Origin of the sequence: uncultured Aurantimicrobium sp. (genome assembly GCF_936931525.1) — a bacterium.
Taxonomy (GTDB): Bacteria; Actinomycetota; Actinomycetes; order Actinomycetales; family Microbacteriaceae; genus Aurantimicrobium.
On the sequence record NZ_CAKZII010000042.1, the window covers coordinates 1 to 22,591 of the forward strand.

The window sequence follows — 22,591 nt, forward strand, 5'->3', positions numbered from 1 at the left end:
GAGAGCGCAGTAGCAGCGTGGGTGACGTGAACACCCTCAATGCTGTTAGCGTCATCGATGCCGATGAGCACGCGACCGGTCACAGGAGTCTCGGGATAGTTCTCGCTGGCGAGAACAACGGTGACAACAGCCTCGTCGGAGAACTCGGGACGCGGACGTCCAGCAAGAGTTCCTTCCGCAGAAGCCAACATGAGCTCAGACAAAGGAGTCTTCAAGCGGGGAAGAACAACCTGGGTCTCAGGGTCTCCAAAGCGAGCATTGAATTCAATGACGCGGATGCCCTTGGCGGTCAGAATCAATCCGCAATAGAGCAGACCCTGGAAGGGGGTGCCTTCTGCTTCGAGCTGGCGCACGGTGGGAAACGCAATGGTGTCAATGACTTCGGTGACGAAGGCTTCTTCGCTCCCGAACTGATCTGCTAGCCAGGGCAGTGGTGAGTAAGCACCCATGCCACCGGTGTTGGGTCCTTCGTCATTGTCCTTCAGGCGCTTGAAATCCTGAGCAGGCGAGAGTGGCAGAACATCGTGACCGTCAGCAAACATAAACAGGGAAACTTCTTGGCCATCGAGGAATTCCTCGATCAGCACAGAACCCTGGGTCAGGTAGTGAGAGGCGTGGGCAACCGCTGCATCGCGGTCGTGGGTGACAAGTACTCCCTTACCGGCAGCAAGGCCGTCGGCCTTGATGACGTAGGGGGAGCCGTAGTCATCGAGAGCAGTCTCAGCATCCAGCAGTGTGGAGACCTTAATGGCACGGCCAGTGGGGACGCCAGCCTCATCCATGATGCGCTTGGCGAAAGTCTTGGAGCCTTCCAGAGCAGCTGCTGCCTGGTTAGGGCCAAAGACGGGAATACCCATCTCGCGCAGTGGGTCTGCAACACCGGCAACCAACGGAGCTTCGGGGCCGACGACAACCAGATCAACGTCTAAACCTTCAGCGAGGAAGGCCACAGCTTCAGGGTCGAGGATGTCTGTGGTGACACAGGGGACATCGTGCGCGATGCCTGCGTTGCCGGGGGCAACGGTGATCTCGTGGTCAGCATTTTCGGCGAGCAGGGCGGTAACAATTGCGTGCTCACGTGCGCCGGAGCCAAGAACCAGGATTTTCACCTCTTAAGCCTATTGCCCCCAGCTAAACTGGGGATTCACTTGACTGACACGTAAGAGGATTTATACCCCGTGAACAAGCTTCGTCTGGCCATTGTTGGCGCCGGTCCCGCTGGTATTTATGCAGCAGATATTGCTCTGAAGGCAGAGCGCGATTTCGATATCTCTATCGATCTCTTTGAAACCCTTCCTGCCCCCTACGGACTCGTCCGTTACGGTGTTGCTCATGACCACCCCCGCATCAAGGGCATCATCGGTGCACTGCGCGAGGTTCTGGACCGCGGCGACATCCGCCTCTTTGGCAACGTCGAATACGGCGTGGACATCACCATGGATGATCTGAAGAAGCACTACAACGCCGTCATCTTCTCCACCGGTGCCACCAAGGATGTTCCGATGAACATCCCCGGCATCGAACTTGAGGGCAGCTATGGCGCTGCTGACTTCGTCAGCTGGTATGACGGTCACCCTGACGTTCCTCGCACCTGGCCGCTGACGGCTCAGTCTGTTGCCGTGATTGGTAACGGCAACGTGGCATTGGATGCTGCCCGAATGCTGGCCAAGCACGCTGATGATCTTCTCGTCACCGAGATCCCTGACAATGTCTACCAAGGCCTCAAGGCTTCTCCTGTCACCGACGTTCACGTCTTTGGCCGCCGTGGTCCAGCCCAGGCCAAGTTCTCTCCTCTTGAGCTGCGTGAACTCGGTGAACTGCGCGACGTCGACATGATCGTCTATGACGAAGACTTCGACATTGACCCTGCGAGCCAGGCACTGATTGATTCCAACAAGCAGGTATTCGTTCTCAACAAGGTGATGAACGAATGGCGCACCCGAGAGACCGGCAAGGCCTCACGCCGTCTCCACCTGCACTTCTATGCCAACCCTCTCGAGGTTCTCGGTGACGCTGACGGTAACGTCACAGGATTCCGTTACGAGCGCACCAAGCCAGATGGCAACGGTGGTGTGGTCGGTACCGGGGAAATCCGCGAGGTCGAGATCCAGGCCTACTACCGTGCCATTGGTTACTACAGCTCTCCTCTGAAGGATGTTCCCTTCGACGCGGCTAAGGGGGTTATTCCTAACCACGAAGGCCAGGTTATTGACGAATCTGGCAAGCAGATTCCGGGCACCTATGCCACCGGCTGGATCAAGCGTGGCCCAGTTGGCCTCATTGGTCACACCAAGAGCGACGCGATGGAAACCATCGCCCACGTTCTTGCTGATCAGGCAACCTGGTGGACTCCGGAAGAGCCCGAGGAAGGCTCGATCGTGGACCTGATGGATAGCCGCGGCATCGAATACACCACCGCTGAAGGCTGGTCTGCACTGGACGAATACGAGCAGAAGCTCGGCGAACCAGAAGGACGTGCTCGCATTAAGGTCGTAGACCGCGAGACCATGCTCAAGGCTTCACGCCCCGAATAGCACTGATTCTTTAGAACAACTTCTTCTGTAGGTAACGCGCGAGATACACCAGCGCGAGTAACGCTGGAACTTCAATCAACGGTCCCACGATGCCAGCCAGCGCTTCGCCGCTGGTGGCACCAAAGGTGCCAATCGCGACGGCAATAGCAAGTTCAAAGTTGTTACCTGATGCGGTAAATGCCAAAGTGACAGTCTTCTTATAAGTCAGGCCTACGGCCTTGCCGAGGAAGAATCCGATGACAAAGGTAATGAGGAAGTAAATCACCAGGGGAATCGCGATGAGTACTACAGACAAAGGGTTATTGGCTACTTGCTGTCCCTGTAAGGCAAAGAGTAAGACGATGGTGGCAAGAAGACCATAGAGAGCAAAGGGGCTCACGATAGGAACGAAGGTGTTCTCATACCACGAGCGTCCCTTGAGCTTCTCTCCAATAACCCTGGAGAGGAATCCAGCGACCAAGGGCACACCGAGGAAGAAAAGCACGCTGGCCGTGATGGCAGTGAAAGAGAACTCGGCACTGGTGGTGGGCAGACCCAACCAGCTAGGAAGTACTTGGAGATAGAACCAACCCAGGCCGCCAAAGGCAAGCACCTGAATAACTGCATTGATGGCAACCAGGAACGCGCCTGACTCGCGGTCGCCGCCAGCGAGATCAATCCAGATCATCACCATGGCGATGCAGGGGGCAATGCCCACCACGATGAGGCCGGTGCGGAACTCGGGCTGATCTGCCATGAAGATCCAGGCCAGGGTGAACATGAGAGCAGGTGCAAAGATCCAGTTCATGATCAAGGTGGGGATCACCAGGCGGCGGTCTTTGGCGACCAAGCTGGCCTGACCATAACGAACCTTGGCCAGCACGGGATACATCATGACCAACAAGCAGATGGCAATGGGAACACTCACTGTGCCGACAGAGAACTCGTGCAGGAAGGTGCTGAAGCCGGGAGCGACGAAAGAGATGAGAACACCGGCAACCATGGCCAGCAAGATCCACACTGGAAGATAGCGGTCAGTAGTGCTCAGGCGCTTATCGAGCAGTTGAGTTTCTACGTTCGTGGTCATCTTTACATTGTCCTTGAGTTCAGTTTCTTTGGGGCAAGAGTGAAGCCCCATCTGTTCTTTGCAGAACTGGTGGGGCTTTACGGGGTGGGATTAGCAGCAGCCAGTGTCGCCGCAGCAACCGCCATCGCCGCCCGAGATCATGTTGATCGAGGTCATGGTGTTCCTTTCTCGCCTAAAAAAGATGAGGTGGATAATAAATCGAAAGTTATCGATTCGTTAATACAATATCACTCTCATATCGATATTTGTCAATATATACTTTTGAACATGGCCACCACAGAAATCACTGCACCAGAGATCACCACTGCTGAGCTTGCACAGCAACTCAAAGCTCTCGGTGACGAGACCAGACTGAACCTCTTGCTCAAGATTGCCGGAGCACAGTGCGTTGATGGTGCCTGCATCTGTGATCTCACTCCTGACACCAACTTGGCGCAGAGCACCGTGAGCCATCACATGAAACTGTTGGTTGATGCCGGACTTCTCAACCGCAGCCAGAAAGGGAAGTGGGCATATTTCTCACTCACTCCTGCTGCCACCAATATTTTGTTGGCCTTGAACCTGGGGCCTGTCTCATCTTCTGATTCCTGCTGCACTGACTAACCACACGAAAGTTTTCTCATGACAACGAAACCCACCGTCCTTTTTGTTTGTGTTCACAACGCTGGACGTTCACAAATGGCTGCCGGTTACCTCCAGGCCCTTGCCGGAGACCGTGTTGAGGTTCTCTCCGCAGGATCTGCGCCCAAGGACACCATCAACGCTGTTGCTGTTGAAGCCATGCTCGAAGAGGGCATCGACATTGCTCACAACACCCCCAAGATCCTCACCGATGATGCAGTGCAAGCGAGCGATGTTGTGATCACTATGGGTTGTGGTGACACCTGCAAGTTCTACCCAGGTAAGCGCTACGAAGACTGGGAACTGGACGACCCAGCAGGCCAGGGCATCGAAGCTGTTCGCCCTATCCGCGACAACATTCGTGCACGCATTGAGCAGCTGATTTCAGAGATCGCCCCCGCATAACGCGAGTGCCGATTTAGGCGTCGAAGCGATATCCCAGACCACGCACCGTGACGAGGTGCACAGGCTCAGCTGGGTCTGCTTCAATCTTGGAGCGCAAACGCTTGATGTGCACATCAAGGGTTTTGGTGTCGCCGTAGTAGTCAGTTCCCCAGACGCGGTCAATGAGTTGACCACGAGTGAGCACACGCCCCACATTGCTCATGAGGTATTCGAGGAGCTCGAACTCTTTAAGCGGGGTTGCCACGAGGGCTCCCTGAACGTGGAGGGTGTGACGATCAGCATCGAGACGGATACCTGCGATCTCAATGACTCCGTCATCGTCCTGAACTTCGTCCTTGACGTTGCGACGCAGGACAGCCTTGATTCGGGCCAGCAACTCACGAGTGGAGTAGGGCTTGGTGACGTAGTCGTCAGCGCCCAGTTCCAGACCCACAACTTTGTCCACCTCTGTGTCCTTAGCGGTGAGCATGATGATGGGGATGTTGGAGGTGGTGCGAATCTGGCGGCACACTTCATTGCCGGGGACCTTGGGGATCATCAGGTCGAGCAGGATGATGTCGAAGTTACCGTTGGCAAAGATGTCGAGGGCGAGTTGGCCGTCCTCAGCGATCTCAACTTCAAAGCCTTCACGGCCAAGGAGGAAGGAGAGAGGTTCACTCAGGGAGCTTTCGTCTTCAACGAGCAGGATGCGGGTCACGCGGAGGTGTCCTTTCCAGGAGTTTCTGCTTCAGGAATACGGATGGTGAAGGTGGAACCCTTGCCAGGTGCTGACCACACCCGGATATCTCCACCGTGGTTGGAAACGATGTGCTTCACAATGCTCAGGCCCAAGCCAGTTCCCCCAGTTGAACGTGAACGTGCTTGGTCGGTTCGGTAGAAACGCTCAAAGACGCGTTCAACTTCTTCCTTGGTCATTCCGATGCCCTGGTCAGTGACAGCAATCTCAATAAAGGAGTCGCGACGAACAGCACCGATTCCCACCTGAGAGTTTTCGGGAGAGTAGTGAACCGCGTTGGCAATGAGGTTATTGAGTGCAACGACAAGGCGAGCCCCGTCGCCATAAATCACCGCGTCTAGTTCTCCACCTGAGACCAATTTGATCTGTTTTGCTTTCGCCACGACGCGGTTCTGGTCAACTGCTTTGTCGATGATGGATTGCACGGTTATGGGCTCAAACTCAGCAAGCGCTCCCTCGCCTTGAAGCCGGGAAAGTTCGATGATCTCGCGGGTGATGGAACCTAGGCGTTCAGCCTCACTCGTGAGGCGTTCTGCAAAGTGGCGCACCATTTCAGGGTCGTCAGCTGCTTCCTGAAGGGCTTCTGCCAGAAGACCTACAGACGCAATGGGAGTTTTCAGCTCATGGCTCACGTTCGCTACGAATTCGCGGCGGATCTCGTCAAGACGAAGAAATTCTCCACGGTCAATCACTGTCACGAGAACAAACCGCGACCGGAAGGGAGAGGCATGCGCTGTGATGGTTTGTGTTGCATCTCCGAGTGGACCACGAGAAATCTCGAAGTCTTCACGACGGGAATCTTTACCCGCCGATGCTTGTTCTGCGAGTGTGACCAACTCTGGAATAAGGATTCGTCCTTGTGCAACGAGAGAGAGTTTGCTCGCACCTTCAGAGGCGGCAAGAACGTTGAGAGATTTGTCGGTGATAAACACAGCACCATCAAGCTTCTTGATGAGAAGAGCAACGCCTTTAGGAATGTCGTTGGAGGTTTTTTCCTCTTCTATTTCACGCTGGCGCACAACCCAGATGATGAGCAGGACTATGGCCGCACCCGCGACCGCTCCAACTCCGAGAGCAAGCAATACAACCGATGCCGACATGATGCTCTAACGCTAACCCACGAATACCTTCGCTCAAAAAGAAAAACCGCAGGAGTAGGGTTGAAAAGTCAACTGTTCACCTGACTAACCATTTCCGTTAACCTTTCTGACAACCGGGCGTTACCGTCACACGGCTTACTGGAATAGCAGTTGACCACTACGACTTAAAGGAATTCACATGCGCGATGTGTTTCAGCAAGAACTTCACGAAGTTCAGCAGCGTCTTGTAGAGATCGCCGAGCTCGTTGCCGAGGCAATGCGTAAAGCCACCACTGCATTCCAGAACAGCGATATTTCTCTGGCCGAACAGGTCATTGAAGAAGATGCGCGTATTGATGAACTTGCTCTCACCCTGGATGAGCTCGCAATTCAGATTCTTGCCCGCCAACAGCCGGTAGCTCGCGACCTCCGTGTCGTGGTGAGCGCATTGCGAATGAGCGCATCGCTCGAGCGCATGGGTGACATGGCTGAACATCTTGCTCAGCTCACTCGTTACCGCTTCCCTGAGAAGGTTATTGCTAAGGGTTTGCGAACAACCTTTACTGAGATGGGTGAAATCGATATCAAGATTGCTGAGAAGTTGATCAAGATGTTGAAGACTCAGCAGCTCAAGCACGTTGACACGATCCGTGACTTGGATGACAAGATCGACGCCCTCCACCTTTCTGTTTTCGACAAGGTTCTTTCTGACACCTGGGCTGGAACCAACATGGACACCGTGGATGCAACCTTGGCAAGCCGCTACTACGAGCGTTTCTCTGATCACGCGATTTCTATCGCCCGTAAGGTGATGTATCTCTCGACAGGTGAATGGGCTCCTGAGCTCGGCGCTGAAGAATAAATTCTTTGCTCAAAAGCCCCGGTTTTCCGGGGCTTTTTGCGTTAAACCAGAAGGCTTGCAAGCGTTCACCTGTTGTTCACCTTGTGTGTGCCTCAACGTCACCCAGCCCACTTACTCTGAACTCAGGATTCAGTAAGAGTCCACACACCAAGAGAAAAAATCCTGAAAGGATTTCACGTGAACATCACGCGTTTCAGCCGCCCTATGGCAGCTATTGCAGTTGCAGCTACCGCTGCTCTCGCTCTCAGTTCCTGTGCAGCAAATGAATCTGGTTCGTCAGATTCAGCAGTGAGCAGCCTCGAGGGAACTCTCGTCGGTGCAGGCGCATCCAGCCAGGGCTCTGCTCAGGAAGCATGGATCGCTGCATTCCAGACCGCTAACCCTGGTGTCACCATCACGTACGACCCCTCCGGCTCCGGTGCTGGTCGCGAGACCTTCATTGCTGGTGGATCTAACTTCGCTGGTTCTGACTCTTACCTCAAAGACGAAGAGCTCGCTCTTCCCTTCGCAGCTTGTGCAGCTGGCACCCTCCCATTCGAGGTTCCTGCGTACATCTCTCCCATCGCCGTTATCTATAACGTTGATGGCGTAACTGACCTGAACCTCGACGCATCCACCATTGCGAAGATCTTCTCCGGTGCAATCACCACCTGGAACGACCCAGCAATCGTTGCACTCAACCCCAAGGCCAAGCTTCCTGCAACTGCAATCACTGCAGTACACCGCTCGGACGACTCGGGTACCACCAAGAACTTCTCTGACTACCTCTTCCAGACCGCTAAGGCTGACTGGGCAATCGAGAAGCCTGCTGACCCATTCCCCTTCCAGACCGGTGAAGGCGCACAGGGCACCTCGGGTGTTGTTGACGCAGTCAAGAACGGTACCGGAACCATTGGTTACGCAGACGCTTCGAAGGCTGGAAAGCTTTCTGTTGCAAACATCAAGGTGGGCGACAAGTTCATCAAGTACACCCCTGAGGCAGCTGCAGCAGTTGTTGCAGACGGTTCAGCTGTAGATGGCCGCGACGCGTCCGACATGGCGATCAAGATCGACCGCACCACCACCGATGCAACTCACTACCCCATCGTTCTGGTTTCTTACCTGATCGGTTGCAACGAGTACGCAGAAGCTGGTGTAGCTGACCTGGTCAAGCCTTACTTCGAGTACATCCTGAGCGAGCAGGGTCAGGCAGATGCAGCAGCATCAGCTGGTTCCGCCCCTCTCGATGCGACGACTTCCAAGAAGGCCCTCGCCATCGTCTCAGCAATCAAGTAACACCTTTCGATGCTCGGCTCAGAAATCTTTATGATTTTCTGAGCCGAGCATTACCCCAATCCCCTTAATTGCAGTAGGAATGACTCGTGGCTATCGAAGTTCAGGAATCGACCCAGGCTAAAGCTCCTGGTCGTATGGGAGACAAAGTCTTCTCTACCTCTAGCCTTGTCGCAGGATCTCTTATCCTCGCCGTGCTTGCTGCAGTTGCCATCTTCTTGGTGGCACAAAGTCTTCCTGCGTTCCTCGCAGACCCCGCAGATGTCAATGACGGACAAGGTTTCTGGACCTATGTCATTCCATTGGTCTTCGGAACAATCTGGGCTGCCGCCCTCGCACTCGTGATTGCTCTTCCCTTCGCAATTGGTATCGCACTCTTCATCTCTCACTTCGCCCCCCGCAAACTTGCTCAGGGCTTGGGTTATGTCATTGACCTGCTGGCCGCTGTTCCTTCGGTTGTCTTTGGCCTGTGGGGCATCACTGTTCTGGCTCCTGCTGTGCAGCCGTTCTACTCCTGGTTGGTGGACAACCTGGGTTGGATTCCCCTCTTCGCCGGCCCCGTTTCCGGTACCGGTCGCAGCATCTTGACCGTGGCCGTAGTGCTGGCCGTCATGATCCTCCCGATCATCACCGCTCTTTCTCGCGAGATCTTCCTGCAGACTCCTCGTCTGCACGAAGAAGCTGCTCTGGCTCTCGGTGCTACCCGCTGGGAAATGATCAAGGTTGCTGTGCTTCCCTTTGGTCGTCCCGGCATCATCTCTGCCACCATGTTGGGTCTCGGTCGTGCACTCGGTGAGACCATGGCTGTGGCCATGGTGCTTTCGCCTTCCGTGATTATTTCGTTCGCACTGATTCAGTCTCAGAACCCCACCACGATTGCTGCCAACATTGCGTTGAACTTCCCCGAGGCACACGACCTCGGCGTGAACGTGCTGATCGCAACTGGTTTGATTTTGTTCCTCATCACACTGCTGGTGAACTCACTTGCTCGTATGGTGATCAACCGCCGCAAGGCATTCTCGGGAGCAAACTAATGTCCGCCCTCGTTGTCCCCGGACCCACAAGTGCACGTCACCTGTCCAAGACAGTGATGTGGATCACTGCTGGCGTGAGTGCGCTGGTTGCGTTTGGAATCTTTGCTGTTCTTTCTGCCGCAGGGATTTCTGAAGGCTTCAACATTGTTGCTGCCGTTTTTGTCTCGGCAATTTTGTTTGTCCTTCTGTCCTACGTGCTCTCGCGCATTGTGGAAGGTCGCCGTAAGGCCTCTGACCGCCTCGCTACGGGCTTGGTCACCACCGCGTTCATCGTTGCGCTGTTGCCTCTGGTTTCGCTCGTCTCCACGGCATTTGTCAACGGTCTTCCTCGCCTCGATGCCACCTTCTTCAGCTCTTCTATGCGTAACGTCGTCGGTGAAGGTGGTGGTGGTCTTCACGCCATCATGGGAACCCTCGAAATCACCCTCGCAGCAACAATCATTTCGGTTCCTATTGGAATCATGACCGCCATCTACTTGGTTGAATACGGCACCGGCCGTCTAGCTCGCGCCATCACCTTCTTCGTGGACGTGATGACCGGTATTCCCTCGATCGTGGCTGGTCTGTTTGCCTTCGCGTTGTTCGCGATTGTCTTGGGCCCCGGCATCCGCTTTGGTATCGGTGGCGCTGTTGCTCTCTCGATCCTCATGATTCCTGTGGTGGTTCGTTCCACCGAGGAAATGCTCAAGCTTGTTCCTAACGAACTGCGTGAGGCGTCCTACGCCCTCGGTGTTCCCAAGTGGCTCACCATCGTGAAGATTGTCATCCCCACTGCCATCGGTGGAATTATCACCGGTGTGATGCTCTCCATCTCTCGCATCATCGGTGAGACCGCACCGCTGCTCATCATCGTGGGTATGAGCACGAGCATGAACTACAACCTGTTCTCAGACCGCATGGCTACCCTGCCCGTCTTTGTCTACACCCAGTACGCCAGCCAAGGCTCAGATGCTCAGGCATACATTGACCGCGCCTGGACTGGTGCACTTGTGCTGATCTTTATCGTGATGGCCCTCAACCTCATTGCCCGCCTCGTATCTAAGCTTTTGGCTCCCAAGGGCCTCCGCTAAGTTTCACCCCACCGAAGAAGGAAATCTCGTGTCTAAGCGCATCGAAGTCAAAGACCTCAACGTGTACTACGGCAAGTTCAAGGCCGTCGAAGACGTTTCGCTCACCATCGAGCCCCGCACCGTCACCGCCTTCATTGGCCCTTCCGGTTGTGGCAAGTCCACCTTCCTCCGCACCCTGAACCGCATGCACGAGGTCATCCCCGGTGCTCGCGTTGAGGGTGAAGTCATGATTGACGGCAAGAACCTCTATGACGCTGACGTGGACCCCGTATTGGTTCGTCGCCAGGTGGGCATGGTGTTCCAGCGCCCCAACCCTTTCCCCACCATGTCGATTGCCGACAACGTTCTCGCTGGCGTGAAGCTCAACAACAAGAAGATGTCAAAGTCAGATGCTGAGCACTTGGTTGAGAAGTCACTCAAGGGTGCCAACCTCTGGAAAGAGGTCAAGGACCGTCTGAACCTTCCTGGTTCTGGTCTCTCCGGCGGTCAGCAGCAGCGTCTGTGTATTGCTCGTGCGATCGCAGTTTCACCCGAGGTCATTCTGATGGATGAGCCTTGCTCGGCTCTGGACCCCATCTCCACCCTCGCAATTGAAGACCTCATTGATGAGCTCAAGGCGAAGTACACCATCGTCATCGTGACCCACAACATGCAGCAGGCTTCACGTGTCTCTGACAAGACCGCCTTCTTCAACATTGCTGGCACTGGTGAACCTGGAAAGCTCATCGAGTTCGATGACACCACCACGATCTTTGAGAACCCTCACGTTCAGGCAACTGAGGACTACATCTCCGGTCGATTCGGATAATCGCTCAGTTCACAAAAGAAACCCCCTCCTGCGGAGGGGGTTTCTTTATGCCAAGCCGGTGATTTTCTCGATGGCTTTGTGCACACGACGTGACTTTGTATCTGCCGCTTTGGCCTCTCTGACTGAGCGCGCGAATTCTTTGCGCATGGAATAGCTCAACTGGGCAAAGGCATCCTCAAGGTGCGCCTGGGATAGAGCTGTCAGAAGCTCTTCTGGCATTTCGACTTCTCGGTAACCGGCATCAAGCTCGAGATGCACGGTGACTGTCTCACCTGAGGACGCTCCTGCTGCCAGTCGTTCTTTCTGAGGGAAGACGACTCGGCATTCTCCGGCAACACCCACCGCAGTGCTTTGGTAAGTGTGGCCATTGATGGTGACCTTCAGCGGAGCACGCTTATTGGCGTGGAGTTCAGTGAGAACCCACTCTGGAATCAGTAAAGAAGCATGGTTGCCTTCACCGAGAACCTCGGTTGTGTAGCTGACAGCCATGACTGTGCCTCTTGAGGCGCTAGCTCAGCTCCGTGAGAACAGCATCAATGATGGCGAGACCTTCACGAGCTTCGTCTTCAGTGACGACGCATGGTGGCACAACGTGGAGACGGTTATCAGCCATGAAGGGCAGAAGCTTGTGAGCCAAGAGTGCAGCCTTGAGCTTGCCCATCCAGGCAGCGTCCACGGGTTCCTTGGTGTCTCGGTTGGTCACGAACTCAACAGCCCAGAACACACCTGAACCACGGACGTCACCGATGATCTGGTGCTTGTCCTTGAGCGCGTTCAGGCCGGGGCCCAAAACCTTCTCACCGATCATCTTGGAGTTCTCGACGATCTTCTCTTCTTCCATCGCTTCGATGGTGGCCACGATGCTGGCCATGGCCAGTGGGTGGCCAGAGTAGGTAAGACCACCGGGGAAGACGCGCTCATCGAACGCGTGAGCGAGCTCGTTGTTGATAATCACACCACCAACGGGGATGTAACCAGAGTTCACGCCCTTGGCGAAGGTGATGAGGTCAGGAACCACGTCGAACGCGTTGAAGGCGAACCATTCACCGGTGCGACCAAAGCCAGCCATGACCTCATCCAAGATGAGAATAATGCCGTACTTATCTGCCAGAGCACGAACACCCTTGAGGTATCCGGGTGGGGGAGTCAGGATGCCTGCAGTGCCGGGAACGGATTCAATCAGGAAGGCCGCAATACTTGCAGAGCCTTCTGCTTGAATGGTGCGCTCGAGGAAGTGCAGGGCACGTTCGGTTTCCTGCTCAGGGGTGGTTGCCCAGTATTCGGTGCGGTAAAGGTAGGGGCCAAAGACGTGCTTGTGACCACGTGCGTATTCGTTAGGAATACGGCGCCAGTCACCAGTGGAGACAATTGCTGCACCGGTATTGCCGTGGTAGCTGCGGTAGAACGAAATGACCTTGTCACGGCCGGTGTGCAGACGTGCCATACGAATAGCGTTCTCGTTCGCATCAGCACCACCGTTAGTGAAGAACACCTTCTCGAAGCCTGTGGGGGTGTGAGAAAGAATCTTCTGGGCAGCGAGGGCACGAATGTTGTTGGCGTGAGCTGGTGCCACTGTGGTGAGCACATCAGCCTGTGCCTTGATGGCTTCGATCACCTTGGGGTGTTGGTGACCAATGTTGACGTTGACCAGCATGGAGGAGAAGTCGAGGTAGGTGTTGCCTTCGTAATCCCAGACGTGAGCACCCTTACCTCCGGCAATGACGAAAGGCGCGAGAGTGCCTTGTGCTGACCAGGAGTGAAAGACATTACTGGTATCAGCTTCGCGGACGCTGGCGTTGTCAGCAGGGTGAAGGAGTGGTGATTCGGTCATGATTTTCCTTTATAGATGCGAAATCTGTGGCAATAATGTGCTTTCACTATCGAAAATGATAGTTCGCAGCCAAATTTCCTGAGGATTTCCTCAGTTCTGATGCTATTGGCTGGGTTCACAGTCACACAACATATTTCATAGGTCAGAATGGAAATGTGGAAAAGAATGTGACCTGGAAACCGGACGTTGTAGGCGACGGTTATCTGCAAGCGACGCTCGACCTTGCTCCAGATTCTGAAGGTCCCGTCGTTGCCACGATTGTGAAGGCACCTGCTCCCACAACGCCCACCTTCTTCAAAAAGATGCTGGGGAAGTCAGCACAGTACGCAACCAATACGGACGTGCTCTATATCCATGGCTGGTCTGACTACTTCTTCCAGAAGAACTTGGCAGAGTATTGGCGTTCTCAAGGAGCCCAGTTCTATGCTCTCGATCTGCGCAAGTATGGCCGCAGTATTCGCCCCGGCCAATCCGAGGGCTTCATCGACAACCTCGCAGATTACGACGAAGACATCGAAGCAGCACTTCAAGTAATGGGTCATGGCTCTAAGAAGTCGGGAGCCAACGACAAAGCACTCGAAGGTCGCAAGCTCGTCTTGATGGGTCACTCCACGGGAGGCTTAGTCTTCAGCCTGTGGGCAAATAGGAATCCTGGTCGTGCAGATGCTCTAGTGCTCAATAGCCCGTGGCTGGAATACCAGCTCACTGCTGCAGCCAGAGCACTAGTTGCCCCCATGCTTCGTGCAGGAACCAGGATTAATCCCAAAGCGCAGATGCCCAGCATTGACTTTGGTTTCTACTCTCGCACCGTGGACAAGAACAAAGACGGTGAGTGGGAATTCAATTACGACTGGCGACCCGAGCACGGTTTCCCTGTTCGTCCTGCTTGGCTGAACGCCATTCTCACCGGTCATGCCCAAGTTGCTGCTGGTCTGGATATCCAAGAACCCGTCTTCACCTGGCTCTCCACGAGAAGCCTGTTGGTTCCCAAGTGGAGCCCAGATATGAAGAGGGCAGACATTGCCATCGATGTGAACATCGTGGCGGCCCGCGTCCACCAGCTGGGCAAGCTCATCACCCTCTCCCGAATTGAGGGGGCCATGCATGACGTGGTTCTGTCTGCGCGCCCGGTCAGAGCACACGCATTCGATGAACTCACCCGCTGGCTTAAGGCATACCTTTAGAACTATGGACGCATTCGCAGACCCCACACTTCTCGTCACCACCAAGGCGGGGATTGTTCGCGGTTCCCGCGATGGCAATACCCACCGCTGGCTCGGCATCCCCTATGCCAAGCCTCCAGTTGGGGAACTGCGTCTGAAAGCCCCGCTTCCCGTGGAGCCATGGACCGGTATTCGCGACGCCATTGAGTTTGGCAATGCCGCACCCCAAGAACCCACCAAGGTCATCCCTCTTCCGGTCGGAGTCAAGATTGATGAAGACTGCCTGAATCTCAACATCTGGGCACCCCCTCGTGCAGAGGGGGACACTCGTCAACGTCCTGTCATGTTCTGGTTGCATGGTGGGGCGTATTTCATCGGCTTCTCCGCACAGGCTGTGTATAACGGACGGGCGCTCGCCGAGACCGGCGATGTTGTCATTGTCACGATCAACTACCGCCTTGGTGCGCTGGGCTTTCTAGATTTCACCTCGTTCAGCGACCCAGCTGATCCTTTCGACTCCAACCTCGGAATGCGCGACATCGTTCTTGCCCTGAACTGGGTCAAAGACAACATTGCTGCCTTTGGGGGAAACCCAGACGACGTCACCGTCTTTGGGGAATCAGCTGGGGCAGGTTGTGTCACCACCTTGATGACTATGCCTTCTGCCGAGGGACTCTTTCATCGTGCAATTGCCGAGAGCTCACCGGCAACCAGTGTCTACAAGCCAGAGCGTGCTGCACTCGTCGCACAGGCATATCTCGATTTAATCGGGGTAGAGGCAAAAGATGCTGCCAAGCGCTTGCGTGAGATTGATGCAGTCACGCTGGCCAAGCAGACCACGAATCTTCTTGACCATGTGGCAACCACCTGGCCTGGAACAGTTGCCTTTGCTCCCATCGTGGACGGGGACTTGATCCCGGGTTATCCCGTGGCGGCCTTCCGCGCGGGTAAACAGATCAAGGTTCCGTTGATCATTGGTACTAACCATGACGAAGCAGCCCTGTTCAAGATGATGAAGTCTCCTTTGATGCCGATTAGTGAATCCTCCATCAATGAGATGTTTGAACTCGTAGCCAAGGACAATCCCAAGCTCAAAGATCTCGAGCCTGGCATCATCGCGGAATATCCGGACTTCCCGAAGCAAAAGGGTGGCATGGAGATTGCCCGTGATGCAGGATTCCGCATGCCCTCTATTTGGGTTGCTGAAGCTCATTCAAAGGTTGCCCCCACCTGGATGTATCGCTTCGACCAGGCCCCGCCTCTCATGAAACTTCTCGGCATCGGAGCCAGCCATGCAACCGAGCTCCCTTACGTCTTTGGCACCCTGCCCGACAAGCTCTCGGAGAAGAAGGCACTCCAGTTCCGTCTCGGCGGCCTCAAGGAAGCCAAGATCATCTCTGGTCGAATGATGGCTCGCTGGTTGAGCTTTGCTCGAACTGCAGACCCGGTCACCATCGACAGTGAAACAGGTGAAGAACTTTCCTGGCCTCGCTATGACGAAAACACTCGCACCACGTTGATTATCAACGGAACTGACACCATCGAGAATGACCCCGACGGCGACATTCGCAAAGCGTGGGGCGAAGAAGTTCTCGGTTTCAAGTAGATCTGCGTTAACGAAGTAAGGCCCGCCAGTGGCGGGCCTTACTTGTTTGCTAGTTGTTAGCGGAAGTTCACAAACTGGAGTGCAACGGGAAGGTCTGCTCCCTTGAGCAGGGCCATGGTTGCCTGCAGGTCGTCACGGCTCTTGGATGAGACGCGAACTTCGTCACCCTGGATTTGTGACTTGACCGACTTGGGTCCTTCGTCGCGGATCAGCTTGGTGACCTTCTTGGCGTTCTCCTGGTCGATGCCTTCTTTCATCTTGGCTTCGATGCGGAATTCCTTACCCGAGGGGAAGGGGTCGCCAGCGTCCAGGCTGCGCAGGGAGATGCCACGCTTGATCAGCTTTGCTTCAAATACTTCGAGGATTGCCTTCACGCGCTCTTCTGAGTTGGCCTTCATGAGGACCTTCTCGCCGCTCCACTCAATGGAGGCGCCGACGTTCTTGAAGTCGTAACGCTGCTCAACCTCTTTGATTGCCTGGTTGAGGGCGTTATCGGTCTCCATTTTGTCGACCTTGCTTACTACGTCAAATGATGAATCAGCCATGAGTCCATGTTATCCAGCCCGTCCTCGGCTGATTGTCAGCCGGGGCTTAGAGAATGGATAGAGATGGCATCTAAGAAAGTTCGACGGAACCGCACACTCATCGTGATTGCGGTGATTGGTGTTGCCACGTGGGGTTTTGTTTCCTGTAGTGCAGGGGGAACCACAGTTGGTGAAGAGGGACCATTCGCTCCCGTTCTGGCCACCCCGCCACATGTTGAGGGACTCACGCTCGATCAACTTGCCCACACAGCAATTGCGGAACTTCCTGATCCCACCTGGGTGAAAGAAACGTCCCAGCAAACCGGAATACCAGAGCGCGCACTCACGGCTTATGCCGGGGTTGCCATTGGCTTATCTGTTGTTGACCCTGAATGTCATCTGTCCTGGAACACCTTGGCTGGCATTGGTTGGGTGGAATCTCATCACGGCACCATCTTTGGCGGCAAGATCCTTCCCAATGGCAACATGTCTGAACCCATCTATGGAATCCCACTCGATGGGAAGAACGACACCAAAGCATTACCTGACTTCGACGACGGCAACTTCGATGGAACCGCAGAGTTTGACCGAGCAGTGGGACCCATGCAGATTGTTCCGCCGACCTGGGCCGCATGGCACAACGACGGAAACAACGATGGCAATGAGGATGGCCAGAACATCGATGACGCTGCCCTCGCAGCAGGTCGTTACCTCTGCTATTCCGGCGGAGACCTCTCCACTGCGCAGGGTTGGCAGGATGCAGTCTTTGGTTATAACCAAGTGCCGAAGTACATGGTGGACGTGGCAAATAAGGCCAATGAGTACGCAAGTAAGGTTCCGACCAGTAACTAGCTTCGCGAGGATTTTCAACTATGGCGTTGTGCCGGTAATGTTGAGGGGCACTTAGTCGTGAGTAATCACGAAGATGTGCGATGGCGTGTTACCCAAGCGGCCAAAGGGATCTGACTGTAAATCAGACTGCTCAGCATTCGGGGGTTCGAATCCCTCACACGCCACCATGTTTTTTCTCAAGCTCCATTCACACATCTAGGGGAAATCGTGAAGAAGTACTTCGCACTCGCACTTGCTGGGATTTTTTCACTTCTGGTCCTCACCGGATGTGCTCAGGAGCCCGAGGTCATCACGTTGACCCACCCTGCCGGAGTCTCAAACATCCACGCACTCGACCTCAACACTGAGGGAGATCTTGGAGACATGTCTGTATTCGAATCCCCTCTCACCAAGGATGGCAAGCCATACGGTGAGATGCTCGGCACCATGACTAAGGTTGGTCAGCTCGGTCAGGGAACCCACCCCGAGCGCGAAGAGCGACTTCTCAACGCAGTTTTCGATCTTCCTGATGGCGAAATTACCGTCATGGGTATCTCCTACTACGTTCCTTCAGCTACCAAGCTGGAAAAGAACGAGCCTGTATCTCGCGCAATCGTGGGTGGCACCGGTGCGTATGCAGGAGTTCAGGGCGAAGTGATCACTACTCACAACGAAGACGACACTTACACCCACCAAATTCGTATCACTAAGTAAGCATTCCCTCTTCTGATCACGGGCCTGGAATATGGAAATCAGTGAAAAGCAGAGGATGCGCCGTGCTCTTCTTGCGGCTTCAGCAGGGAACGTCGTTGAGTGGTACGACTGGTCGGTATATGCGACTTTCGCGATTTTTTTCTCTTCACAATTTTTCCCATCAGATGATCCCCTTGCCGGACTGCTGTCTACCTTCGCGGTCTTCTCTCTAGGTTTTATTGCTCGGCCATTAGGAAGCGTCACGCTTGGCCGAATTACGGACAAATTAGGTCGAACCACAGCCTTGACTGTGACTGTTTCTATCGTTGCGTTGGCAAGCGCGTTGATTGGTTTAGCACCAACCTCGGCACAAATTGGACTGTGGGCAGCTGTTTGGCTCGTTGTGATGCGTTTGGCCCAGGGGCTTGCTTTGGGCGCTGAGACGAGCGCAGCATTAACATTCCTTGCTGAGAGTGCCACTACTCAACGGCGCGGACTGTTCGTCTCCGTTTATATTTCTACGGTGACGCTGGGAACTCTCTTTGGCTCCATATTTGGCCTCGTGCTGACCAACATGCTCACAAGTGAACAAATGTCATCCTTCGGCTGGCGCATCCCGTTCTTGTTCGGTGGAGTCCTTGGGTTTGCAGCTCTCATCATTCGCCGCCAAGCTGTTGAAACGTTGTCTAAAGATCACGTGCCTGATCCCCACCCGGTGAGAACTCTCTGGAGTAAGCACAAGCGCCTTGTCTTGGAAACGGTTCTTCTTGGTGCTGCGGTCTCTCTGCCGTTCTTTGTCCTGGTGACAAGTTTCCCTTCTATTGTCAGCTTGCTTGGTGCAAATTCGCAGGCCGCCTTTGGCGCGAATATGGCAGGACTTGTCACCCTGGGATTGCTCACTCTGTTCTTTGGTGGCTTGACGGACAAAATTGGCCGCCGACCTGTTCTCTTGATGGGCAGTGTCGGTTTCTTGGTACTCACTATTCCTGGTGCTCTTTTGTTGTGGGACGCAACCCAAGATTGGCGTGTGTACCTTGCTGCAATCTTGTTATCTGTTCCACTCGCAGCACTCTCGGGCTCAGTCCAGGCAAGTTTGCTTGACAGATACCCGGTTGCGCTCAGAGGAAGTGCCTTTGGCTTGGTTTGGGCCCTCACTATGGCCGTGTTTGGCGGTACTGGCCCAATGATTGCAACCTTCTTGGCGCTTGAGGGTCTGACCGCCCTCATGGCTGTGTACTTTATGGCAGCTTTTGCTGTCGCTGCGGTTGTGTCATTCCGAATGAAAGAAACAGCGTTCCAGCCTTTACCCGTATAAGCAGGAACAACTTTCATTTCGCTTCAATGTCTCGAGTGTGATCTGTGCTTAACATGGCCCGCAAGGAAAAGTAGCTCGACATCAAGATACTTTCGATTTTCCGGTAGACTTTGGGTTGAGTTTTCTAAGCCCTAATCCCACGAAGAATGGCATGTACGTGAACGATTCGACCATTGTCTACACCCACACCGATGAGGCGCCTGCGCTAGCAACTGCGTCCTTCCTGCCGATTGTTCAGGCATACGCGAAGGCTGCTGACGTTTCCATCGAAACCCGTGACATCTCGCTCTCTGGTCGCATCCTTTCTGCATTCCCCGAGCGCCTCAAGGAAGACCAGAAGGTCTCCGACGCACTCAAGGAGCTCGGCCAGCTGGCGACCAAGCCAGAAGCCAACATCATCAAGCTTCCCAACATCTCGGCTTCGATCCCTCAGCTCAAGGCAGCAATCGCTGAACTTCAGGCTGCTGGCTACGACGTTCCTGACTACCCCGAAGATGCTTCCACTGACGAAGAGCGCGAAGCACGTGCTCGTTACGACCGCATCAAGGGCTCAGCTGTAAACCCTGTTCTCCGTGAAGGAAACAGCGACCGCCGTGCGCCTCTCTCGGTGAAGGCATACGCTCGCAAGCACCCACACGTCAACAAGCCTTTCGCAGCCGGTTCCAAGACCCGCGTTGCAACCATGGGCCACGATGACTTCTTCTCCAACGAGAAGTCAGTTGTCATTCCCGCTGCGGACACCCTCAGCATTCGCTTCACTGCTGCAGACGGCACCGAGACGGTTCTCAAGTCAGGTTTGAACGTCCTCGAGGGTGAAATCGTTGACTCCACCTTCATGTCAGCATCTGCTCTCGATGCTTTCTTGGCAGAAACCCTCAAGCAGGCAGCTGCTGATGACGTTCTCTACTCCGTCCACCTCAAGGCAACCATGATGAAGGTCAGCGACCCCATCATGTTCGGCCACGTGGTCAAGGCCTACTTCGCAGAGGTCTTCGCCAAGCACGGTGCTGCTCTTGAAGCAGCAGGCCTGACCCCCAACGACGGACTCGGTTCAATCCTTGCTGGCTTGTCTGAGGTTGCTGGTGGTGACCAGATTGCTGCTGACTTCACCGCAGCAATCGCTGCAGGTCCTCGTCTGAGCTACACCAACAGCGACAAGGGCATCACGAACCTCCACGTTCCCTCCGACGTGATCGTCGACGCATCGATGCCCGCACTGGTTCGTAACGGTGGAAAGCTGTGGGGCGTTGACGGCGGCGAAGACGACACTCTTGCCGTCATTCCTGACTCTTCCTACGCTGGTGTTTACCAGGCGACTATCGAAGACGTTATTGCCAACGGTCCCCTCGACCCTGCAACTATCGGTACCGTTCCTAACGTGGGTCTGATGGCACAGGCAGCCGAGGAATACGGCAGCCACGACAAGACCTTTGAGATTGCTGCCGACGGTCGCGTTGACATCGTCAACGCTGCAGGTGACGTCCTCATCACTCACAACGTTCACAAGGGTGACATCTGGCGTGCAACCCAGGCCAAGGACATTCCTATTCGTGACTGGGTCAAGCTTGCTGTGACCCGAGCACGTGCCAGCAACACTCCTGCCATCTTCTGGTTGGACGAGAAGCGTGCTCACGATGCTCAGATCATTGCCAAGGTCAAGACCTACCTCAAGGACTATGACACCACTGGCTTGACCATTGAGATCATGGCTCCTGCAGAGGCAACCAAGTACTCACTGGCTCGCATCCGCAAGGGTGAGGACACCATCTCGGTGACCGGTAACGTGCTCCGCGACTACAACACTGACCTGTTCCCCATCCTTGAGGTGGGCACCAGCGCCAAGATGCTCTCGATCGTTCCTCTGCTTAACGGTGGTGGACTCTTCGAGACCGGTGCCGGTGGTTCTGCTCCTAAGCACGTGCAGCAGTTGGTGGAAGAGAACTTCCTGCGTTGGGATTCACTCGGTGAATTCTTCGCACTCGCTGCGTCGCTTGAGCACCTCTCCGACACCACCGGAAACAAGAAGGCCCTCGTGCTCTCCAGCACCCTGGACCGTGCAACCGGAACCTTCCTCGAAGAAGACCGCTCACCTGGACGCAAGGTTGGCACCATCGACAACCGCGGCAGCCACTACTACCTTGCTCTCTACTGGGCACAGGAATTGGCCCAGCAGACCGATGATGCAGAGCTTGCAGCAATCTTTGCTCCCATTGCAGAAGCTCTCGCTTCTCAGGAAGAGACCATCGTTGCCGAGCTCATCGCAGTTCAGGGCAAGCCTGCCGATATCGGTGGCTACTACAAGCCTGATGCAGCCAAGATTGTGAAGGTCATGCGACCTTCTGCAACCTTGAACTCGGTTATCGACTCGATCAACTAAGTCTGAAGAACTTTCAGAAGATAAGCCCTTGAGTAATCAAGGGCTTATCTGTTTAAGCAGCTGATTCTCTTCTGACGGTCAGCCAATACTGACGCTCGTCTTCATCAAGCTTTTCAATGGCATACCGAAGTTCCGTGCGGGGCATCACTGCGGCGTGTGCTCTGAGGAACTTTCTGAGGACCTCAACATCGCGCTTGCCTATCTCTCTGAGCATCCAACCAGTTGCTTTATGAATAAGATCATGGGTGTCATGTAAAAGGATTTGAGATATTTGTATGGTGTCTTTGAAATCTTTTTGTCTGAGAAAGTAAAAAGTAGTCATAATAGAAATACGTCTTTCCCAGAGATTATTTGAGTATACCAGTGAATAGAGTAATTCCCTATTTCTCGTATAAAAATATTCTCACCAAACATACGGAATAAAAGTATCTACCAGATCCCAATTATTTATAGATGAAATATGTGAAAGTGAAAATTGGAATAACTCTTCTTTTTCTTTTTCATCTTTAGACTTTTCAAAGCGTAAACGAATAATAGCAAGTCCTAAATATCTATGATCGTGTATTTTTGATTTGAGAAGTATGTCTAAATCTCAAAAAGAAAGTTTGAGGTATTTTTTAGCAACTGATTTCAGTTCATGTACGGTAATTCATAAAAATATATCTCATTCTCAATATTGTCACGGTCACGTTTTAAAAAATCCTTGAAGAATTTTTGATTTTTCAGGATTTTTTAGTGTTTCGATTTCGTCTAAAAGTTGTTGA

At 54.2% G+C, this 22,591-nt stretch carries 21 protein-coding genes, 1 tRNA gene and 1 pseudogene; 15 read left to right on the forward strand and 8 right to left on the reverse strand.

Annotation, left to right across the window (positions count from 1 at the left end; genetic code table 11):
- Positions 1–1,109 (reverse strand): phosphoribosylamine--glycine ligase (gene purD / locus Q0362_RS01930; RefSeq protein WP_298119206.1); only part of this gene is annotated, 1,109 nt, incomplete at its 3' end.
- Positions 1,110–1,178: 69 nt separating this feature from the next.
- On the opposite strand from purD, the gene Q0362_RS01935 reads away from it, so the two are divergent.
- Complete coding sequence (locus Q0362_RS01935; RefSeq protein WP_298119208.1) at positions 1,179–2,534, forward strand: FAD-dependent oxidoreductase; 1,356 nt, start codon at positions 1,179–1,181, stop codon at positions 2,532–2,534.
- Between the two features lie 10 nt (positions 2,535–2,544).
- Here the strand turns inward: Q0362_RS01935 and arsB are convergent, their stop codons facing one another.
- The gene (arsB, locus tag Q0362_RS01940) at positions 2,545–3,600 is read right to left on the reverse strand and encodes an ACR3 family arsenite efflux transporter (protein WP_298119209.1); all 1,056 of its coding nucleotides are present in this window, start codon (positions 3,598–3,600) and stop codon (positions 2,545–2,547) included.
- A 267-nt stretch (positions 3,601–3,867) separates the two neighbouring features.
- Between arsB and Q0362_RS01945 the strand changes: the two genes are divergently transcribed.
- Both Q0362_RS01945 and Q0362_RS01950 read left to right on the forward strand, forming a co-directional pair.
- Positions 3,868–4,203, forward strand: a complete 336-nt coding sequence (locus Q0362_RS01945; protein WP_298119211.1) for a metalloregulator ArsR/SmtB family transcription factor — start codon at positions 3,868–3,870, stop codon at positions 4,201–4,203.
- Between the two features lie 18 nt (positions 4,204–4,221).
- Positions 4,222–4,626, forward strand: a complete 405-nt coding sequence (locus tag Q0362_RS01950) for an arsenate reductase ArsC (protein WP_298119213.1) — start codon at positions 4,222–4,224, stop codon at positions 4,624–4,626.
- 13 nt (positions 4,627–4,639) lie between these two features.
- On the opposite strand, the gene Q0362_RS01955 is transcribed toward Q0362_RS01950, so the two are convergent.
- Positions 4,640–5,323, reverse strand: coding sequence for a winged helix-turn-helix domain-containing protein (locus Q0362_RS01955; RefSeq protein ID WP_298119215.1), 684 nt, complete (start codon positions 5,321–5,323; stop codon positions 4,640–4,642).
- A complete protein-coding gene (locus tag Q0362_RS01960; RefSeq protein ID WP_298119218.1) occupies positions 5,320–6,462 on the reverse strand; it encodes a cell wall metabolism sensor histidine kinase WalK in 1,143 nt (380 codons plus the stop codon). The genes Q0362_RS01955 and Q0362_RS01960 overlap by 4 nt, the downstream gene beginning before the upstream one ends.
- A 178-nt stretch (positions 6,463–6,640) precedes the next feature.
- Between Q0362_RS01960 and phoU the strand changes: the two genes are divergently transcribed.
- The 5 genes from phoU (at position 6,641) to pstB (ending at position 11,487) form a co-directional block, all read left to right on the forward strand.
- On the forward strand, positions 6,641–7,303 hold the full coding sequence (gene phoU, locus Q0362_RS01965; protein WP_298119220.1) for a phosphate signaling complex protein PhoU: 663 nt from the start codon (positions 6,641–6,643) through the stop codon (positions 7,301–7,303).
- Between the two features lie 204 nt (positions 7,304–7,507).
- On the forward strand, positions 7,508–8,578 hold the full coding sequence (pstS, locus tag Q0362_RS01970; protein WP_298119240.1) for a phosphate ABC transporter substrate-binding protein PstS: 1,071 nt from the start codon (positions 7,508–7,510) through the stop codon (positions 8,576–8,578).
- Between the two features lie 134 nt (positions 8,579–8,712).
- The gene (gene pstC / locus Q0362_RS01975) at positions 8,713–9,609 is read left to right on the forward strand and encodes a phosphate ABC transporter permease subunit PstC (RefSeq protein WP_280795445.1); all 897 of its coding nucleotides are present in this window, start codon (positions 8,713–8,715) and stop codon (positions 9,607–9,609) included.
- A 56-nt stretch (positions 9,610–9,665) separates the two neighbouring features.
- Positions 9,666–10,679, forward strand: coding sequence for a phosphate ABC transporter permease PstA (pstA, locus tag Q0362_RS01980; protein ID WP_298119243.1), 1,014 nt, complete (start codon positions 9,666–9,668; stop codon positions 10,677–10,679).
- 28 nt (positions 10,680–10,707) lie between these two features.
- Positions 10,708–11,487, forward strand: a complete 780-nt coding sequence (gene pstB / locus Q0362_RS01985; protein WP_298119222.1) for a phosphate ABC transporter ATP-binding protein PstB — start codon at positions 10,708–10,710, stop codon at positions 11,485–11,487.
- A 45-nt stretch (positions 11,488–11,532) separates the two neighbouring features.
- Here the strand turns inward: pstB and Q0362_RS01990 are convergent, their stop codons facing one another.
- Both Q0362_RS01990 and Q0362_RS01995 read right to left on the reverse strand, forming a co-directional pair.
- Positions 11,533–11,976 carry a YdeI/OmpD-associated family protein gene (locus Q0362_RS01990; RefSeq protein ID WP_298119225.1) on the reverse strand — a complete coding sequence of 148 codons (444 nt, stop codon included), beginning with the start codon at positions 11,974–11,976 and terminating at the stop codon, positions 11,533–11,535.
- 19 nt (positions 11,977–11,995) lie between these two features.
- The gene (locus tag Q0362_RS01995; protein ID WP_298119227.1) at positions 11,996–13,318 is read right to left on the reverse strand and encodes an aspartate aminotransferase family protein; all 1,323 of its coding nucleotides are present in this window, start codon (positions 13,316–13,318) and stop codon (positions 11,996–11,998) included.
- A 155-nt stretch (positions 13,319–13,473) separates the two neighbouring features.
- Between Q0362_RS01995 and Q0362_RS02000 the strand changes: the two genes are divergently transcribed.
- Entirely contained in the window at positions 13,474–14,502 is a 1,029-nt protein-coding gene (locus tag Q0362_RS02000; RefSeq protein ID WP_298119229.1) for an alpha/beta hydrolase, read from the forward strand.
- 4 nt (positions 14,503–14,506) lie between these two features.
- Positions 14,507–16,087 (forward strand): carboxylesterase/lipase family protein, encoded by a 1,581-nt coding sequence (locus tag Q0362_RS02005; protein WP_298119231.1) that lies wholly within the window; start codon positions 14,507–14,509, stop codon positions 16,085–16,087.
- A 56-nt stretch (positions 16,088–16,143) separates the two neighbouring features.
- On the opposite strand, the gene Q0362_RS02010 is transcribed toward Q0362_RS02005, so the two are convergent.
- Positions 16,144–16,632, reverse strand: coding sequence for a YajQ family cyclic di-GMP-binding protein (locus tag Q0362_RS02010; protein ID WP_280795356.1), 489 nt, complete (start codon positions 16,630–16,632; stop codon positions 16,144–16,146).
- Positions 16,633–16,695: 63 nt separating this feature from the next.
- On the opposite strand from Q0362_RS02010, the gene Q0362_RS02015 reads away from it, so the two are divergent.
- The 5 genes from Q0362_RS02015 to Q0362_RS02035 all read left to right on the forward strand — a co-directional run bounded on the left by Q0362_RS02015 (position 16,696) and on the right by Q0362_RS02035 (position 21,827).
- Positions 16,696–17,463: a hypothetical protein gene (locus Q0362_RS02015; protein ID WP_298119234.1), complete on the forward strand. Its 768-nt coding sequence runs from the start codon at positions 16,696–16,698 to the stop codon at positions 17,461–17,463.
- Between the two features lie 82 nt (positions 17,464–17,545).
- A tRNA-Tyr gene (locus Q0362_RS02020) sits at positions 17,546–17,630 on the forward strand.
- Positions 17,631–17,670: 40 nt separating this feature from the next.
- Positions 17,671–18,156 (forward strand): hypothetical protein, encoded by a 486-nt coding sequence (locus Q0362_RS02025; protein WP_298119236.1) that lies wholly within the window; start codon positions 17,671–17,673, stop codon positions 18,154–18,156.
- 55 nt (positions 18,157–18,211) lie between these two features.
- Entirely contained in the window at positions 18,212–19,450 is a 1,239-nt protein-coding gene (locus Q0362_RS02030; RefSeq protein ID WP_298119238.1) for an MFS transporter, read from the forward strand.
- A gap of 157 nt (positions 19,451–19,607) precedes the next feature.
- Entirely contained in the window at positions 19,608–21,827 is a 2,220-nt protein-coding gene (locus Q0362_RS02035) for an NADP-dependent isocitrate dehydrogenase (RefSeq protein ID WP_298119245.1), read from the forward strand.
- 52 nt (positions 21,828–21,879) lie between these two features.
- Here Q0362_RS02035 and Q0362_RS02040 read toward each other — a convergent pair.
- Positions 21,880–22,410: pseudogene (locus Q0362_RS02040) on the reverse strand (DNA alkylation repair protein).
- Positions 22,411–22,591: the final 181 nt, after the last annotated feature.